Consider the following 15,881-nt stretch of genomic DNA (forward strand, 5'->3'; position numbering starts at 1 on the left):
GTGAAAATGGGGAAATGAGCTCCCAGCCTCCCACCTCGAAGCCTCAAGCGCCCGACCACAGCCCCCAGGCTTCCGTTCACCACAGCTCACACAACCACACCGCCCAGGGCCAGAGCCTGGACGGGGCCCTTCAGCAGGCCGGCTTCTACCCGCGACTGGTGGCCGACGTCGTGGATGACGCACTTGACGGACGGGACTGCGTGGCGCACCTTGTGCACCTCGAAACGCATTTCGACCGCGCCGAAGTCCGGCGGCACATCACCGTGCTGGTGCTTACCGACGACATGCTGGTGATCACGCACGTGGACGACCAGCAGCTCGATGACGCGGGCGAACAGATCGTGGCGCAGATTTCCACGGAGTCCGTACCCGTGACGCAGATCCGTTCCGTGGTGCTGAGCTACATGTACGCGCAGCCGCAGAACTACAAGCCCTCGGACCCCGTGCGTGAAGTCACGCTGGCCATCGCCTGGTCCGGCGGCCAGAGGCTCGAGATGGGCCCGGCAAGCTGCGGCGACCCTCAGTGCGAGGCAGACCACGGCTACAGCGGAACCATTGCCCAGGAGGACATCGTCCTGCGCATCAGCGCCGAGGCCGACGGACTCCAAGCGGTCCAAGACGCCAAGCTTTTTGCCCGGGCATTGCGGGCCGTCAACACGGCGTCCGCTGCCCCCGTTCCGCACGGGCTCCCTGCATCGCAGCCGCGCCCCCGGATGGGCGTCTTCTCGAACCGCCTAAGCCGCGGACACCAGCGCTGAAATGGGGCCCGACCACGACCTCCCCACCCACGCCGCCCCGTTGACACTTTCCGCAGCACCGTCGCTTCCGCCCGCACCCGCCTACGGCCGGCGTTCCGTTGCCGAGGTGCTGGGCAGCGCCGCGGCGAGCCTCGGGGTCGACGGCTTCGAAAACAGGCTCGGCCTGCCACCGGCCAAGCGAATCTGCGTTGTCCTCGCCGACGGGCTGGGCCGCAGCCTCCTGAAACAAAAGTCCGCCCACACACCCTTCCTTCGCGACGTCATGCAGCAGGGGCAGGGGGCGGTGCCGGTGTGGCTGGACTCCGCGTTCCCGTCCACCACGGCGGCCTCCCTCGCGAGCCTTGGCACGGGCCTGGCTCCCGGCCAGCACGGACTCGTGGGATACGACGTCCTTGATCCGTCCCAGGACAAGGTGGTCAACATGCTGGGCAACTGGGACGCCGACGTGGACCCCCATGACTGGCAGCCTTTCCCCACAGTTTTTGAACGCGCCGCGGAGCAGGTCGACGTCACCACCGTCAGCCTTCCCCAATTCGGCGACTCGCCCATGACAAGGGCTGCCCTCCGGGGCGGCACGTTCGTTTCGGCGACCACCTCGCACGCCCGGACCGCTGCCGCGGCCGAGGTGATGGCGGGCTCCGACGCTTCCCTCATGTACTTCTACGTGAACGACCTCGACAAGGCCGGCCACCGCTACGGGTCCCAATCGCCGCAGTGGGAGCACCAGCTCGAGGAGCTGGACGCCACGGTCAAGCGCCTCCACGCGACTCTTCCGGCCGGAACCACTGTGCTGGTCACGGCCGACCACGGCATGCTCGATGTGGCCGAAGCCCAGCGGATCGACTACTCCGCCGATCCGGCGCTCGTGGCCGGTGTCAGGCACACTGCAGGGGAGCCGCGAATGCTCCACCTGTACCTTGAGGACGATGCCTGGAACGGCGACGGCGGCACCACCCGGCAGCGCTTGCTTGACGCCTGGCGCGGCCGGTTCGGTGACCGGATCTGGGCCTTTACCCGGGAAGAGGCGATTGCCGCCGGCCTGTTCGGGCAGGTCAGGCCTGCCGTGGAACGGCGGGTCGGGGACGTCATGATCGCCGCCCGCGATGCGCTGGCTTTCTACGACACGCGGCGCGTGCGCCCCACGGCCATGGAAGTGGTGGGGCAGCACGGCTCCCTGACCAAGGCGGAACGCGAAGTGCCGCTGCTATGCTTCCAGGCTGCGGGCAAGGCCCCCGGCCGCAGGGGAGCCCGTGGCTGAGCTCGTCTTCTTCTCGGGAACCATGGACTGCGGAAAGTCCACCCTTGCCCTTCAGATGGACTACAACCACCGTGCCCGCGGACGCGGCGGGGTCCGCTTCAGCTGCAATGACCGTGCCGGCGGCTCCCGGATCTCAAGCCGTCTGGGGCTCGAAACGGACGCCGTGGAGGTCGTGGACACCACGGACTTCTGGGACGAAGTGGTGCTCCGCCGGACCCAGGGAATCCGCGTCGACTACCTCATCTGCGACGAAGCACAGTTCTACTCGCCTGGGCAGGTGGAGCAGTTGGCACGTGTCGTGGACGAGATCGATGTTGACGTCTTCGCCTTTGGAATCACCGCGGACTTCCGGACCCGGCTGTTCCCCGGTTCACGGCGGCTTATTGAACTGGCGGACCGCGTGCAGGTCCTCCAGGTGGAGGCCCTCTGCTGGTGCGGGCGGCGTGCCACGCACAATGCCCGGACGGTAGACGGCGTCATGGTCATGAAGGGTGCCCAGGTGGTGGTGGGCGACGTCGAGATGGCCGGCGATACGGCGATTTCCGGTGCGGAAACCGATTCCACAAGTTCGAGTCAGGTGCCGGTCGTTGGCTACGAGACGCTCTGCCGTCGCCACTTCATGCGCCGCGTCACCGCCCACGGCGCCAACATCATGGCCCAGCAGGACCAGCTGCTTCCGTTCGACATTGACGCCTGCCTGTGGCAGGGAGCCAGCAGCCGTGCCGGCAGGACGGCCGCCGACGGCTGAACGCGACCTAGTCGCCTCTGGTGCCGAAGACTATTTCGTCCCAGCTCGGCACGCTGGAGCGCTTCGGCCTTGACGGCTGGCGCTCAGGTTCGTCCCGGTCCGGCTCCGGACGCGCGGATGCACCCTGATCCGTTGCGGACCTGCCGGCGTCCAGCCGGCGCCGGGGGGTTCCGCCGCCGAGCAGCTCGTCAAGACCGACGTTACCGCCGGCAGGTCGGTCGGGACTGTCCGCGGGCGGGTTCATCGGCTTGTCCGTGGCCGCCGGGGCGGCCGGACCTTCCTTGCCCGCAGTGCCGGCCGGACCTTCCTTGGACGAAGTGCCGGCCGGGCGAAGAGGAGACGGGACGATGGTGATTTCCCGCGTATCAGTGCTGACGCCGTCGTGAAGCTTGAGGGAATCGTCGGCTGAATCCTCGTGCTGGGGTGCGAGGCTGAGGCGGGACAGCATGGAGGGCCGGCCGTCACGCCGTCGGGTCAGCGGTCCAAACTGGGCTGCCGGCGAATCGGATGATTCCGCTTCCGCGGCCTCGGGTTCTGGTTCTTCCGCATCCGCGCCGGATCCGTGAGGAACTTCCGGCGGCCTCGGGTGGGCCGCCGGGACCCCGTTGGTCAGCAGGAGCGCCAGGGCGTCGTCGCTGTTCTCGTCCAAGCCAAGCCGCTGCCCCCTCCGGGAGCGCAGCATGTCCAGCAGGCCGTCGGCCTCCTTCTGCTGCTCTGCTCCGTTCCGGGCGGCAGTTTCGGCGTCCGTTTCAAAATCGAAGGGGCGGTCTGAAACCGCTGACAGCCGGCGTGCGGGAACCGGACCGTCCAGGGGTTCAAGCTCACTGAGCTGCTGCGCCCAGCGGTTGGCATTCTGCAGCGACTTGCGGGAGGGATTGAACGTCCACATGGCCGGAGGCTCTTCGCCGATGCTGGAATGGCCGCCCGGCTGGGCATCGAACCTCGCCACGACCGTCCAGGTGCCGTCCGGGCGCCGCCAGGAATCCCATTCCAGCGTGGAGGACTCAATGCCGTGGGCGGTCAGGCGGTGGGCCACCATGTCCGCCAAGGTGGCTGGATGATCGCCGAAGGCCGCCCGGTAGATGTCGTGGCCGGGAGCGGGAGTCGCGACCTCCACTTTGCGGGCCTGCTGGGCTACGTACTCGCGTTCGGCCAAGACCGGTCCCTCGTACCGTTCAACCTTTTCCAGCGGCATTCCGGACGCAGCCGCAACCTCGGCGGCCGTTGAGCCGCGCCGGATCCTGGCCTGGATATCGCGCGGGGACATGGCCACAACCGGCGCGGCCGATGCCCGCACGGCAGGCCGGCTTGCCGCCAGCCGTAAAGCTTCATTGATCGGCAGCTGGAACATCTCGCCGCCGGTGCCGCACAACAGGAGATGCTCCCCGTCGTCGTGGACGCCTACAAGCCGTAGATCCTGCATACAATCCTCCACCCTGGCATTACTATCAATCGAAACTCTGCCACCCAAGGCTGTCTTTTCCTGTTAGGACGAAGGGCGCGCCGCGAAATTCCGGGACTTTCGGCCACAGGGACGGCATTGCCGCCGGCGGTGGGAAGGCGCTGAAGACTGCTTGGGCGCAGCTATGGCTTTTCCCTGCAGCTTAGGGAAAAATGTGCCCCGGACCGGGCACAAACTGGCGGCGTCCGGCGTTGTGCACGTTGAATTACCCACCCGAGTCAACGGAGTGTGAGCAGCAGGCCATGGCGACAGACTATGACGCGCCGAGGAAGTCGGAAGAGGACCTCAACGAGGATTCGATTGAGGAGCTGAAGACCCGCCGTGCCGACAAACCGACGGCAGTGGTTGAAGAAGACGAAACCGACCTCGCTGAGGGGTATGAGCTGCCCGGCGCAGACCTGTCCGGTGAGGAACTGCTGGTCCGCGTCATGCCCGCCCAGGCCGACGAATTCACATGTTCCTCATGCTTCCTGGTCCGGCACCGTTCGCAGATCGCCCGTGAAAAGGACGGCCACCTGTACTGCCGCGACTGCGAAGGTTGAGACCCGGCGAACTACCTTGCGTTGAGTGCTGCCACCAGTTCATCCGGGCGGCGGGTGGAGGTCAGCCAGTACGGGGTGGGATCCGAGGTGTCGTTGATTTCAATGCGGACCACCGGATCTATCCAGCCGCGGATGCACAGGTAGGCGAGGCCGTTGAGGCGCGTGCCGCGTTCGGCCGTGGCTTCCTTGCCGCGGAACGCCTCCGCAGGTCCGGTGAGCCCGCGTTCAATGCTGGCCCGGCCCACCTGAAGCGTCCGGGCCGTCACTGTCAGCGCAGGCGTGGACAGTACCAGCAGGGCCGTCTCGACGGCGAACAGGACTACGGCCGCCGTGATTCCCGCGGTCATGCTGATGGGGGCGAACACCAGAATGCCGGCGCTGGCCAAGCCCGCAGCGACCAGCCAGATCCAGGCTCCCGGCCACAGCTTTTCGGTGAAAAGTACGGTGTCATCCTGTGAAGGCTGGTGGTGTGCAGGCACGGCTGCGCTTGATTCGGGCATGCACCCAGCTTTCCATCTTTGCCGTGCCATTTCATCCCGGCCGGTTCGGTCCTGCCAGGGCGCCGGGCCGGTAGGACTATGGCGCCCCCGGGCGATAGAGTGAGGAACTGTGACTGACGAAATAACAGCCATTACGCCTCCGCTGCAGCATGCGGCACCTGGAGCTGCGTCACCCGCAACAGCGGAAGCGCCGCCCGCAGCAGAATATGGAGCCCCAACTGTGCAGGTTCAATTGAAAATGCTCGACGCCGGCCTGGCGGCGCCGTCCTACGCCCACCCCGGTGACGCCGGGGCAGACCTGCGCGCCCGCGAGGATGTGGTCCTGGAACCGGGGGAGCGGCGCCTGGTGCCCACCGGGGTCTCGATCGCCCTGCCGGACGGCTTTGTGGCACTAATCCACCCGCGCTCTGGCCTTGCCACGAAACACGGGCTGACGGTGGTCAACGCGCCGGGAACTGTCGATGCGGGCTACCGCGGTGAAATCGCGGTGACGCTGCTGAACACGGACAAAGACAAGGCCATAGAACTCCGGCGCGGCGATAGAATTGCACAGATGGTCATCCAGCGTGTGGAGTACGCGCAGTTCGTTGCCGTGGGGGAGTTGAGCGACTCTGTCCGCGGCGCCGGAGGCTTCGGCTCCACGGGCGGCTTCGCCGTTCCTGGCGCCTAGTTCCGCAGCGGAAACGGCCCACGCCGGAAACCCTGAGCGTTTCCGGCGGGCGAAGCCTCCCGGACAGCGCGCCCGGCGGTCAGCGAAGACAAGATGCGGCGCCCGCGCGGCCGGCGCGACAAGATCACAACTAAGGAGACAACCCCATGGTTTTTGGGCGTGGCAAGAAAGCCAAGAAGGAAGAGGCCACAGAGCCGGCGGAAGTCCGCGAGGGCAACGCCGCCGATGCCGCTGACGACGCCACGGAAACATCCGGACGCAGCGCCACCGGCCCCTTCGATGTCTCAGAGATCAGCACCAGGGACGGCTATGTGGATCTGGGTGCCCTGCTCATTGCACCCCGGGACGGGCTTCAGCTGCGGCTTGAGGTCGAGGAGGCCACCCAGCGGGTGGTGGCAGTAACCATGGACCTGGAGGGGTCGAGCCTGCAGTTGCAGGCCTTCGCCGCACCGCGTTCGGAAGGCCTGTGGGACGAGATCCGCGAGCAGATAGGCCAGTCGGTGGGCGGCCAGGGCGGCCAGGTGGAAGAGATCCAGGGCGGCTTCGGCACGGAGCTCGTGGCCAAGCTCCCCTCTGGCATCAGCGACGGCAGCCAGGGATACCGCGTTGCCCGCTTTATCGGCGTTGATGGTCCGCGCTGGTTCCTCCGCGGCGTGTTCGGCGGCGAAGCGGCACTGAACCGCGACGCCGCGGCCGGTCTCGAGGAGCTTTTCCGCAAGATTGTGGTGATCCGCGGCGACAACCCCATGCCCCCACGGGATCTCCTGCAGCTGCGTCTGCCCAAGGACGCCACGGGATCCGTGCCTCCCGGGGCCCCGGAGTTCCAGCAGCCTGAGCGCGGTCCGGAGATCACCCAGATTGGTTGATGCCGGCAGCCACCCGCAGGTCGAGCCGGTGCCCATCAGGGGGCTGCCGGAGCGGGGCCACGTGCTGTGTCACGGATTCATCGAATCGGTGACCTATGTGCCCGCCACCCAGGTGGCGGCGTTCACCGTCATGGTGACAGACCACGACATTCCTGCCGGGGCGACGCGGGCGCGAATTTCACCGCCCGCGGCAACGGCGGTCCCGGCACTGCCGGCGGAATCCTCTGCGGCGCCGTCGGCCGGCACGGGCAGGAACCGGCTGTCAATGACCCAGCGCGGCCGGCTGCGGGTCATTTGGCTGGGGCGCCGCCGGGTTCCCGGCATCGACGCCGGGACGGAAGTCCGGCTGGAGGGCATGCTGACCGTGCGGGACGGTGTGCCAACCATGTTCAATCCCCGCTACGAGATATTGTCCCGCCAGGAGAACCAATGACATCGCCTGAAAACCCTGAACCGGGAACCGAACGGCCGGAACCCAAGTCCGTGCCGGACGCTCCGGGCCTTGCGGGACTTGCCGAGGGCTACGCATCCAAGGCAGGTTTGCACCGCACGGATGATGGCCGCATTGACGTCCTGAAGAGCGCCGGCGGCTACCAGGGGATCGCCGAGAGCATTCTTCCTGGCCTGGTGTTCCTTATCAGCTTCACGCTCACGTCTGCTTTGACGCCCTCGCTCATTGCAGCCCTCGCTGCTGCCGCTGTGTTTACCGTGGTGCGGCTCGTCCAACGCCGCCCGTTGACCCAGGCCCTGGCCGGAGTCGTCGGCGTCGGCATATCCGCCTGGCTTGCCAACAGCACCGGCAAGGCGGAGGATTTCTACCTTCCCGGATTCCTGACCAACGCGGCGTACATCCTCGCGATGGTCATCTCGATCGCCGTCAGGTGGCCCATTGCCGGGCTGCTCTTCGGCTTCATCAGAAACGAAGGCCTGGACTGGCGTCAAAGCCCGGCACGGGTACGCGCCTACCGGCTGGGCACGTGGATCATCGTCGGGGTGCTGGCGCTTCGCCTTCTGGTGCAGGTGCCGCTGTACCTCATGGGCCAGGACGGTCTCGCGGCGCTGGCCACCACGAGGCTCATCATGGGGGCGCCGCTGTACATCCTGGGCGTGTGGCTGGCCTGGCTGATCACCCGGCCGGCCACCGTGCCCGGGACTCAGCCGTCGAAGCCGTCGTCCTCTACCGACTGACCCAGCCTCGTCTGCTGGACGGCCGCCCCGGCGGGAACGTCAGCTGACTCTGCCGTTTCCGGCTCGTCGTCATGGTTCGGCTCGTCGCGTGATCCAGGCGAGAGCAGTTCACGCAACTGGTCTTCCGCGGCAATCGTGGTGACGAAGAACAGCTCGTCGCCGCCGTCGATGACGTCGTCGCGGCTGGGCGTAATAGGTGCCTGGTCGCGGAGGATGGCCACGAGCGTTGAGTCCTCCGGCCAGTCGATGTCACCCACGGTGAGCCCGATGGCGTGCGAGTCGTGCGGCACCGTGAACTCCACGAGGGACGAAACGCCGGTCTGCAGCGTGAGCAGGCGGACGAGGTCACCGATCTCCACCGCTTCCTCGACCAGCGCCGTCATGAGCTGCGGCGTGTTAACCGCGACGTCGACGCCCCAGGAATCATTGAACATCCAGTCATTCTTCGGGTTATTGACCCGCCCGACCGTGCGGCCGACGCCGAATTCGGTCTTGGCCAGCAGCGACACGACGAGGTTGACCTTGTCATCACCGGTGGCCGAGACCACCACGTCAGCGTCGTCGAGCTTCGCGTCCTGCAGGGTGCTCAGTTCGCAGGCGTCGCCGACCAGCCAATGCGCTCCCCGCAGCCCGCTCCGGCCAATGACTTCCGGCTTGAGATCGATCAGCAGAATCTCGTGCTTGTGGGCCAGCAGCTCACGGGCGATCGAGGAACCGACGCTTCCGGCTCCGACGATGACGACTTTCACTTAAGACTCCTTGGCGGGTGCTTTGGCCAGAATATGGGCTACTTCGGCGCTGCGGTCCAGGCGCAGCATGGCGTGGACCGTATCACCGTCCTGGTACGAGGTGCCCGGGGAGGGAAGCATCCCTTCGCCGAACCGCGTCAGGTACGCGATGCGCATATCGGCGGCCTTTTCGATGGCGGACACGGCATGGCCGATCCAGCCCGGATCGAGGTCGATTTCGGCCAGGACGAGCCTGCCGGACGGTTCGCGGAAGTCGCCGGCGAGGTGCTGTTCCGGCAGGATCCGGCGCAGGACCTGGTCCGCGCTCCAGCGCACGGCGGCCACCGTGGGGATGCCAAGCCGCTGGTAGATTTCGGCCCGGCCCGGGTCATAGATCCTGGCAACCACATGAGGCACATGGAAGGTCTCGCGTGCCACGCGGGTGGCAAGGATGTTGGAGTTGTCACCGCTGGAGACCGCTGCGAAAGCGTACGCCTCGGCAACTCCGGCCTGCTTCAGGGTGTCCCGGTCGAATCCGACGCCGGTGACCTTCCTGCCGGTGAAGCCCGAACGGAGCCGGCGGAAGGCCCTGTCATCCTGGTCGATAATGGCCACTGAATGGCCTGCGTCCTCCAGCGTGTGCGCCAAGGTAGCCCCCACGCGCCCACAACCCATGATCACGAAGTGCGCCACCCGTGTCTCCTCAACTTCTCGCCGACTGCTCCGTAAGACTCTACCGCCGGAATCCCGCCATGACATCGCGTGCGAATCAGACTAACTTTGTGTGGTGCTGACAATTCTGAATGCCGTGAAGCGGGTGCTGGTGGGGAGGCCCTTCCGGAACGACCGGCTGGCCCACACGCTCCTGCCGAAGCGGATCGCGCTCCCCATCTTCGCCTCGGACGCGTTATCGTCGGTCGCCTATGCGCCCGACGAAATCCTGCTCACCCTGGCCCTGGCGGGCGTAAGCGCGGTGGCGCTGTCCCCGCTGGTTGGCCTGGCCGTCATGGTGGTGCTCCTGACGGTCGTGGCGTCCTACCGGCAGAACGTGCACGCCTACCCCTCCGGCGGCGGCGACTACGAGATCGCCAACGTGAACCTGGGAAAGTATGCCGGGCTGACCGTTGCCTCTGCCCTGCTTGTTGACTACGTGCTGACCGTGGCCGTGTCGATGTCGTCAGCGGCCGCGTACCTCACCACGGCGATACCATCGCTCCACGGCCAGCAGGCCATGATCGCGACCATAGGCGTGGTGGTGCTGGCGCTCGTGAACCTGCGCGGCATCAAGGAAGCGGGCAGCGTTTTTGCAGTCCCCACCTATATCTTCATGGCATCAATCCTGGGCATGACCATCGTCGGGGTCTTCCAAGCTGTCACAGGGCAGCTGCGCCAGGCGCCGTCGGCGGCGTTCACCATAGTTCCGGACCCTGGTTTCGACCAGGGCCTCGTCGGCCTGGCCGGGGCCTTCCTGCTGCTGCGCGCATTTTCCTCCGGAGCCGCAGCCCTGACCGGCGTGGAAGCCATCAGCAACGGCGTGCCGAACTTCCAAAAGCCCAAGAGCAAGAACGCGGCCACCACGCTGCTGCTGCTCGGAGTCATCGGTTCGGCCATGCTGGCCGGCATCATCTATCTTGCCAACGCCACGAAGGTCCACATTGTTCTGGACCCGGCCAAGGAATTCCTGCTGAACGGCAAGCCGCTGCCGGAGGACTACATCCAGAACCCGGCCATCAGCCAGATTGCGCAGACCATTTTCGGGGCCGGCTCGATCCCGTTCTACATCGTGGTGGCCGCCACCGGCGTCATCCTCGTATTTGCCTCCAACACGGCCTTCAACGGCTTTCCGGTCCTGGGATCCATCCTCGCCCAGGACGGCTACCTTCCCCGCCAGCTCCGCACCCGTGGTGACAGGCTGGCGTTCAGCAACGGCGTCCTCGCGCTGGCCGCCGGCGCGCTCGTGCTGATCCTCGCCTTCAACGCGGACGTCACCAAGCTCATCCAGCTCTACATCGTGGGGGTCTTCATCTCCTTCACAGCCAGCCAGATCGGCATGGTCCGGCACTGGGGCCGCGAGTTGAAACTGGCCAAGGACAAGGCGCTGCGGCGCCGCATGATCAAGTCCCGCACCATCAACATGATCGGCTTCGGCATGACGGCCCTCGTGCTGGTGATCGTGCTCATCACCAAGTTCGAACAGGGCGCATGGATTGCCCTGCTGGCCATGTTTGTCCTGTTCCTCATCATGTGGAGCATCCGCGCCCATTACGACAACGTGGCGAAGGAACTGGCCGTGGACGAGGACTCCTCACCGCGGGCACTGCCCACGCGGGTCCACGCCGTGCTGCTCGTGTCCCACGTCCGCAAGCCCGTTCTGCGGGCCCTGGCCTATGCCCGTGCCTCGCGTCCGTCCCGGCTGGATGCGATCACCGTGGACATCAACGCCGAGGAAACCGCGCACACGCTTGCCGACTGGGAAAAGCTCGAAATCCCGGTGCCGCTGACCGTGCTCGCGAGCCCCTATCGCGAGACCATCACGCCCATCATGGACTACATCAAGAGCATGCGAAGGGACTCGCCCCGCGACCTCATCGTCGTGTACATCCCCGAGTATGTGGTGGGCAAATGGTGGGAGCAGCTGGTCCACAACCAGACTGCCCTGCGGATCAAGACCAGGCTCCACTTTGAACCCGGCGTCATGGTGGCCAGTGTCCCGTGGCAGCTCAAATCCTCCGAAGAAGCAAAGAAACTGCAGGACATCCAATGAACCCCGACACCATGACCTCCTCAGCCGGCGTGGAACTGGTGGTGGACATCGGCCCCGTGGCCCACGGCGGCCATTGCGTCGCGCGGCACGAGGGGCGCGTTGTTTTCGTCCGCCACGGCGTCCCCGGCGAGAAAGCACGAATCCGGCTGACGGACGCGGGGGAGTCGGCCAAGTTCTGGCGCGGCGACGTCGTGGAGGTCCTGGAGCCGTCACCGGACCGTGTGCCGCACTTCTGGCGGGTGGCGGATTCACTCACGTCGTGGGAGCACGGGCGGCCGCCGGTCGGCGGCGCCGAACTGGGACACATCTCCCTCGAGCGCCAGAGGCGGCTCAAGTCCGACGTGCTGGCCGAACAGCTCAAGCGGCTGGCCGGCGTCGAACTTTCTCCCGAGGTGGAAGCGGTGGGCGCCGCGGCCGCGGACAGCGGAGATACGAACGACGGCGGTGCGGGCCTCGCGTGGCGCACCCGGGCAGGTTTTGCGGTCACAGCCGGCGGCAAGCTGGGCATGCATGCCCACCGTTCGGAGCAGGTTATTCCGGTCAGGGAGATGCCGCTGGCGGTCGCGGCCGTGAACGACCTGCGTCTGTGGGACATCGACCTGCAGGGCATCGAGCGCGTGGAAGTGGCTGCACCGGCCAACGGTTCGCGGCCGCTCGTGCTCCTCGCTCCAGCGCCCGGCACCCGCGCCAAACGGCTCAGCACCATCCTGGCACAGCTTCCGGCGGAGGTCTCAGTAGCCAGCTACGACCCCACTAATGACGAGACGCTGCAGCTGCGAGGCCGGACCTGGGTGCAGGAGTCAGCGGCGGGACACGACTACAGGGTCACGGGTGCCGGCTTCTGGCAGATCCACCGCGACGCCCCTGAAACGCTGGTGGGGGCCGTGACCGGCTTCCTGCACGACGGCGGGTTCCTGGAGCCGGGTGCGGCGGTCGCCGACCTCTATGCCGGGGCCGGGCTGTTCACGGCACCGCTTGCGGACGCCGTCGGTGAGACGGGTTCGGTGCTGTCGGTGGAAGGTGCACCCGGAACGAGCCGGGACGCGCGGAAAAACCTGCACAGTGCCCCACAGGTGGAAATTGTGCAGGGCCGCGTGGAGCGCGTGCTGCGCCAGAACCCCCGCAGCTTTGACGCCCTCCTGCTGGATCCGCCGCGTGCCGGTGCAGGCAAGGCAGTGGTCAGCCAGCTGATGGCCGCAAACCCGCGGGCCATCGCCTACGTGTCCTGCGACCCTGCATCGTTTGCCCGAGACATCGGGTACTTCCAGCAGGGCGGCTGGTCCCTCTCGGCGCTTCGGGCGTTCGACCTCTACCCGCACACGCACCATCTGGAGACCGTGGCTCTGCTGACTCCCCGCGGCTGATGTGACTAGGATGGGCCTAGTAGTCCCACGTCGCGCGCCGTATTCTCGGCTGACCCCATGCTCTTTTGTAAGACCTTGTACTAATTAGGATGACCTAACTAGCAAGCGGTCTACCGCGCGACAAAGATGAAACTGTTGCGAGAGGAGTCCTGCGATGAGCATTGTGGACAGCTTCGGTTCAAAAGGCAAACTTAATGTAGCCGGTACCGAATACGAAATTTTCCGGTTGAACTCCGTTGAAGGTGCAGAAAACCTTCCGTTCAGCCTCAAGGTATTGCTTGAAAACCTGTTGAGGACCGAGGACGGCGCCAACATCACGGCCGATCACGTCCGAGCACTGGCCGGCTGGGATCCCAGCGCCGAGCCCGACACTGAAATCCAGTTCACGCCGGCGCGCGTGATCATGCAGGACTTCACTGGCGTGCCCTGCGTAGTGGACCTGGCCACCATGCGTGAGGCGGTCAAGGAGCTTGGCGGCGATCCGAAGAGGGTGAACCCGCTGGCACCTGCCGAGATGGTGATTGACCACTCGGTGCAGATCGACGTCTTCGGTAACTCCGGCGCACTGGAGCGCAACATGGAGATCGAATACCAGCGTAATGGTGAGCGCTACCAGTTCCTGCGCTGGGGCCAGACCGCGTTTGACGACTTCAAGGTTGTCCCGCCGGGAACCGGCATCGTGCACCAGGTCAACATCGAGTACCTGGCCCGCACCGTCATGACCCGCGAGGTTGATGGCGCACTGCGCGCCTACCCCGACACCTGCGTCGGCACCGACTCGCACACCACCATGGTCAACGGCCTCGGTGTGCTCGGCTGGGGCGTCGGCGGCATCGAAGCCGAGGCGGCCATGCTGGGCCAGCCCGTGTCGATGCTCATCCCGCGCGTCGTCGGTTTCAAGCTGACCGGCTCCATCCCGGCCGGCGCCACCGCCACGGACGTCGTGCTGACCATCACGGAACAGCTGCGCAAGCACGGTGTGGTGGGCAAGTTCGTGGAGTTCTACGGCGAAGGTGTGGCGGCAGTGCCGCTGGCCAACCGCGCCACGATCGGCAACATGAGCCCGGAGTTCGGCTCCACGGCCGCAATGTTCCCGATCGACGACGTCACGTTGGACTACCTGCGCCTCACCGGCCGCTCGGACGAGAACGTCGCCCTGGTTGAGTCCTACGCGAAGGAACAGGGCCTCTGGCACGATCCTTCCCGCGAGATCAAGTTCTCCGAGTACCTCGAGCTGGACCTGTCCACGGTCGTTCCCTCCATCTCCGGCCCGAAGCGTCCCCAGGACCGCATCGAGCTCACGGACGCGAAGGAGCAGTTCCGCAAGGACATCCACAACTACGTCAGCATCGAAGACGGCAGCGTGGACGAGTCCCTGGAAGAGTCCTTCCCGGCCTCCGATCCGCCCTCCTTCACCCACGCTGATTCCCACACCACGGAAACTGCACGCGTTGAGTCGGCCGCCAACGGCGCCGAAGGCCGTCCGTCCAGCCCCGTCCACGTGGTCACCGAAGACGGCCGCGAGTTCGAGCTGGACCACGGCGCGGTGTCGATCGCCTCGATCACGTCCTGCACCAACACGTCCAACCCGTCCGTGATGCTTGCGGCCGCACTGTTGGCCCGCAACGCCGTCGACAAGGGCCTGGCCTCCAAGCCGTGGGTCAAGACCTCCGTAGCCCCTGGCTCCAAGGTTGTCACCGACTACTACGAGAAGTCCGGCCTGACCCCCTACCTGGAGAAGCTCGGCTTCTACATCGTGGGCTACGGCTGCGCCACCTGCATCGGTAACTCCGGCCCGCTGGACGCGGAAATCTCCGAGGCCATCCAGGCCAACGACCTTTCCGTCACCGCTGTGCTCTCGGGCAACCGCAACTTCGAAGGCCGCATCAACCCGGACGTGAAGATGAACTACCTGGCTTCCCCGCCGCTGGTCATCGCCTACGCCCTGGCCGGTTCCATGGACTTCGACTTCGACACCGACGCCCTGGGCCAGGACGAGGCCGGCAACGACGTCTTCCTGAAGGACATCTGGCCGAACCCGGTCGAGGTCCAGCAGGTCATCGATTCCTCGATTGACAAGGAAATGTTTGCCCGCGGCTACGAGGGCGTCTTCGACGGCGACGACCGCTGGAAAGCACTCGACACCCCGGCCGGCGACACTTTCGCCTGGGACGAGAAATCCACGTACGTCCGGAAGCCCCCGTACTTCGAGGGCATGAAGGCACAGCCGGAGCCCGTCACTGACATCTCCGGCGCCCGCGTGCTGCTCAAGCTCGGCGATTCGGTCACCACCGACCACATCTCCCCGGCTGGTTCGTTCAAGTCGGACACCCCTGCCGGCCAGTACCTGCTGGCCAACGGTGTGGAGCGCAAGGACTTCAACTCCTACGGCTCGCGCCGTGGCAACCACGAGGTCATGATCCGCGGCACGTTCGCCAACATCCGCATCAAGAACCAGCTGCTGGACGGCGTCGAGGGTGGCTTCACCCGCGACTTCAGCCAGGCAGACGGTCCGCAGGCGTACGTTTACGACGCAGCCCAGAACTACCAGGCAGCCGGCACCCCGCTGGTGGTCCTGGCGGGCAAGGAGTACGGCTCCGGCTCATCCCGTGACTGGGCCGCCAAGGGCACCGCCCTGCTGGGCGTCAAGGCCGTCGTCGCCGAGAGCTACGAGCGCATCCACCGCTCCAACCTGATCGGCATGGGCGTCCTTCCGCTGCAGTTCCCGGCAGGCGAGTCCGCTGCCACGCTCGGACTGACCGGTACGGAGACCTTCGCGGTTGAGGGCGTGACAGCCCTGAACGAAGGCACCACGCCGAAGACGCTGAAGGTGACCGCCACGGCTGAAGACGGCTCCGCCAAGTCCTTCGATGCGGTTCTCCGCATCGATACCCCGGGCGAGGCCGACTACTACCGCAACGGCGGCATCCTGCAGTATGTACTGCGCCAGATCTCCGCGAACTAGCGGTTAGTTCCCCGGGAGGCGATGCCTCCCGGGGAATCTGGAACGTGAAAGGCTCCGGCCGGTCCTGG

15 protein-coding genes are annotated in these 15,881 nt (G+C 66.1%); 11 read left to right on the forward strand and 4 right to left on the reverse strand.

The window, feature by feature from the left end; all coding sequences use genetic code 11:
• Positions 1-14: 14 nt before the first annotated feature.
• Genes AC1DDG_RS10090 through AC1DDG_RS10100 form a run of 3 tightly spaced genes read left to right on the forward strand, consistent with a single transcriptional unit; the run spans position 15 to position 2,764 of the window.
• Positions 15-758: a DUF5998 family protein gene (locus AC1DDG_RS10090; protein ID WP_230116755.1), complete on the forward strand. Its 744-nt coding sequence runs from the start codon at positions 15-17 to the stop codon at positions 756-758.
• Position 759: 1 nt separating this feature from the next.
• A complete protein-coding gene (locus tag AC1DDG_RS10095; protein WP_476875978.1) occupies positions 760-2,016 on the forward strand; it encodes an alkaline phosphatase family protein in 1,257 nt (418 codons plus the stop codon).
• On the forward strand, positions 2,009-2,764 hold the full coding sequence (locus tag AC1DDG_RS10100; RefSeq protein WP_476875979.1) for a thymidine kinase: 756 nt from the start codon (positions 2,009-2,011) through the stop codon (positions 2,762-2,764). The genes AC1DDG_RS10095 and AC1DDG_RS10100 overlap by 8 nt, the downstream gene beginning before the upstream one ends.
• Positions 2,765-2,771: 7 nt before the next feature.
• Here the strand turns inward: AC1DDG_RS10100 and sepH are convergent, their stop codons facing one another.
• Positions 2,772-4,187 (reverse strand): septation protein SepH, encoded by a 1,416-nt coding sequence (sepH, locus tag AC1DDG_RS10105; protein WP_476875980.1) that lies wholly within the window; start codon positions 4,185-4,187, stop codon positions 2,772-2,774.
• Positions 4,188-4,468: 281 nt separating this feature from the next.
• Between sepH and AC1DDG_RS10110 the strand changes: the two genes are divergently transcribed.
• Positions 4,469-4,768 carry a DUF4193 domain-containing protein gene (locus AC1DDG_RS10110; protein ID WP_230116751.1) on the forward strand — a complete coding sequence of 100 codons (300 nt, stop codon included), beginning with the start codon at positions 4,469-4,471 and terminating at the stop codon, positions 4,766-4,768.
• Between the two features lie 11 nt (positions 4,769-4,779).
• Here AC1DDG_RS10110 and AC1DDG_RS10115 read toward each other — a convergent pair whose 3' ends face one another.
• Complete coding sequence (locus AC1DDG_RS10115) at positions 4,780-5,268, reverse strand: DUF3093 domain-containing protein (protein WP_230116750.1); 489 nt, start codon at positions 5,266-5,268, stop codon at positions 4,780-4,782.
• Between the two features lie 142 nt (positions 5,269-5,410).
• On the opposite strand from AC1DDG_RS10115, the gene dut reads away from it, so the two are divergent.
• The 4 genes from dut to AC1DDG_RS10135 all read left to right on the forward strand — a co-directional run bounded on the left by dut (position 5,411) and on the right by AC1DDG_RS10135 (position 7,992).
• Positions 5,411-5,938, forward strand: coding sequence for a dUTP diphosphatase (dut, locus tag AC1DDG_RS10120; protein ID WP_476876034.1), 528 nt, complete (start codon positions 5,411-5,413; stop codon positions 5,936-5,938).
• A 146-nt stretch (positions 5,939-6,084) separates the two neighbouring features.
• Positions 6,085-6,804 carry a DUF3710 domain-containing protein gene (locus tag AC1DDG_RS10125; RefSeq protein ID WP_476875981.1) on the forward strand — a complete coding sequence of 240 codons (720 nt, stop codon included), beginning with the start codon at positions 6,085-6,087 and terminating at the stop codon, positions 6,802-6,804.
• Positions 6,797-7,237 (forward strand): single stranded DNA-binding domain-containing protein, encoded by a 441-nt coding sequence (locus AC1DDG_RS10130; RefSeq protein WP_476875982.1) that lies wholly within the window; start codon positions 6,797-6,799, stop codon positions 7,235-7,237. Before AC1DDG_RS10125 ends, AC1DDG_RS10130 begins: the two co-directional genes overlap by 8 nt.
• Positions 7,234-7,992: a DUF3159 domain-containing protein gene (locus AC1DDG_RS10135; protein WP_476875983.1), complete on the forward strand. Its 759-nt coding sequence runs from the start codon at positions 7,234-7,236 to the stop codon at positions 7,990-7,992. The genes AC1DDG_RS10130 and AC1DDG_RS10135 overlap by 4 nt, the downstream gene beginning before the upstream one ends.
• On the opposite strand, the gene AC1DDG_RS10140 is transcribed toward AC1DDG_RS10135, so the two are convergent.
• Both AC1DDG_RS10140 and AC1DDG_RS10145 read right to left on the reverse strand, forming a co-directional pair.
• Positions 7,959-8,741 carry a potassium channel family protein gene (locus AC1DDG_RS10140; RefSeq protein ID WP_476875984.1) on the reverse strand — a complete coding sequence of 261 codons (783 nt, stop codon included), beginning with the start codon at positions 8,739-8,741 and terminating at the stop codon, positions 7,959-7,961. The two genes, AC1DDG_RS10135 and AC1DDG_RS10140, sit on opposite strands and share 34 nt — an antisense overlap.
• Positions 8,742-9,413: a potassium channel family protein gene (locus AC1DDG_RS10145; protein ID WP_230116745.1), complete on the reverse strand. Its 672-nt coding sequence runs from the start codon at positions 9,411-9,413 to the stop codon at positions 8,742-8,744.
• Positions 9,414-9,507: 94 nt separating this feature from the next.
• Between AC1DDG_RS10145 and AC1DDG_RS10150 the strand changes: the two genes are divergently transcribed.
• The 3 genes from AC1DDG_RS10150 to acnA all read left to right on the forward strand — a co-directional run bounded on the left by AC1DDG_RS10150 (position 9,508) and on the right by acnA (position 15,813).
• The gene (locus tag AC1DDG_RS10150) at positions 9,508-11,484 is read left to right on the forward strand and encodes an APC family permease (RefSeq protein WP_230116787.1); all 1,977 of its coding nucleotides are present in this window, start codon (positions 9,508-9,510) and stop codon (positions 11,482-11,484) included.
• Positions 11,481-12,848: a class I SAM-dependent RNA methyltransferase gene (locus tag AC1DDG_RS10155; protein WP_230116744.1), complete on the forward strand. Its 1,368-nt coding sequence runs from the start codon at positions 11,481-11,483 to the stop codon at positions 12,846-12,848. Before AC1DDG_RS10150 ends, AC1DDG_RS10155 begins: the two co-directional genes overlap by 4 nt.
• 154 nt (positions 12,849-13,002) lie before the next feature.
• On the forward strand, positions 13,003-15,813 hold the full coding sequence (gene acnA / locus AC1DDG_RS10160; RefSeq protein ID WP_476875985.1) for an aconitate hydratase AcnA: 2,811 nt from the start codon (positions 13,003-13,005) through the stop codon (positions 15,811-15,813).
• The last annotated feature ends 68 nt before the right edge of the window (positions 15,814-15,881 follow it).

This window comes from Arthrobacter sp. 10L430, assembly GCF_056395245.1.

What these genes read in the sequence shown, in the direction of transcription:
- AC1DDG_RS10090 (WP_230116755.1), top strand. Translation starts at nt 15, where the DNA reads ATGAGCTCCCAGCCTCCCACCTCGAAGCCTCAAGCGCCCGACCACAGC.
- AC1DDG_RS10095 (WP_476875978.1), top strand. Translation starts at nt 760, where the DNA reads ATGGGGCCCGACCACGACCTCCCCACCCACGCCGCCCCGTTGACACTT.
- sepH (WP_476875980.1), bottom strand. Translation starts at nt 4,187, where the DNA reads ATGCAGGATCTACGGCTTGTAGGCGTCCACGACGACGGGGAGCATCTC.
- AC1DDG_RS10110 (WP_230116751.1), top strand. Translation starts at nt 4,469, where the DNA reads ATGGCGACAGACTATGACGCGCCGAGGAAGTCGGAAGAGGACCTCAAC.
- AC1DDG_RS10115 (WP_230116750.1), bottom strand. Translation starts at nt 5,268, where the DNA reads ATGCCCGAATCAAGCGCAGCCGTGCCTGCACACCACCAGCCTTCACAG.
- AC1DDG_RS10125 (WP_476875981.1), top strand. Translation starts at nt 6,085, where the DNA reads ATGGTTTTTGGGCGTGGCAAGAAAGCCAAGAAGGAAGAGGCCACAGAG.
- AC1DDG_RS10135 (WP_476875983.1), top strand. Translation starts at nt 7,234, where the DNA reads ATGACATCGCCTGAAAACCCTGAACCGGGAACCGAACGGCCGGAACCC.
- AC1DDG_RS10155 (WP_230116744.1), top strand. Translation starts at nt 11,481, where the DNA reads ATGAACCCCGACACCATGACCTCCTCAGCCGGCGTGGAACTGGTGGTG.
- acnA (WP_476875985.1), top strand. Translation starts at nt 13,003, where the DNA reads ATGAGCATTGTGGACAGCTTCGGTTCAAAAGGCAAACTTAATGTAGCC.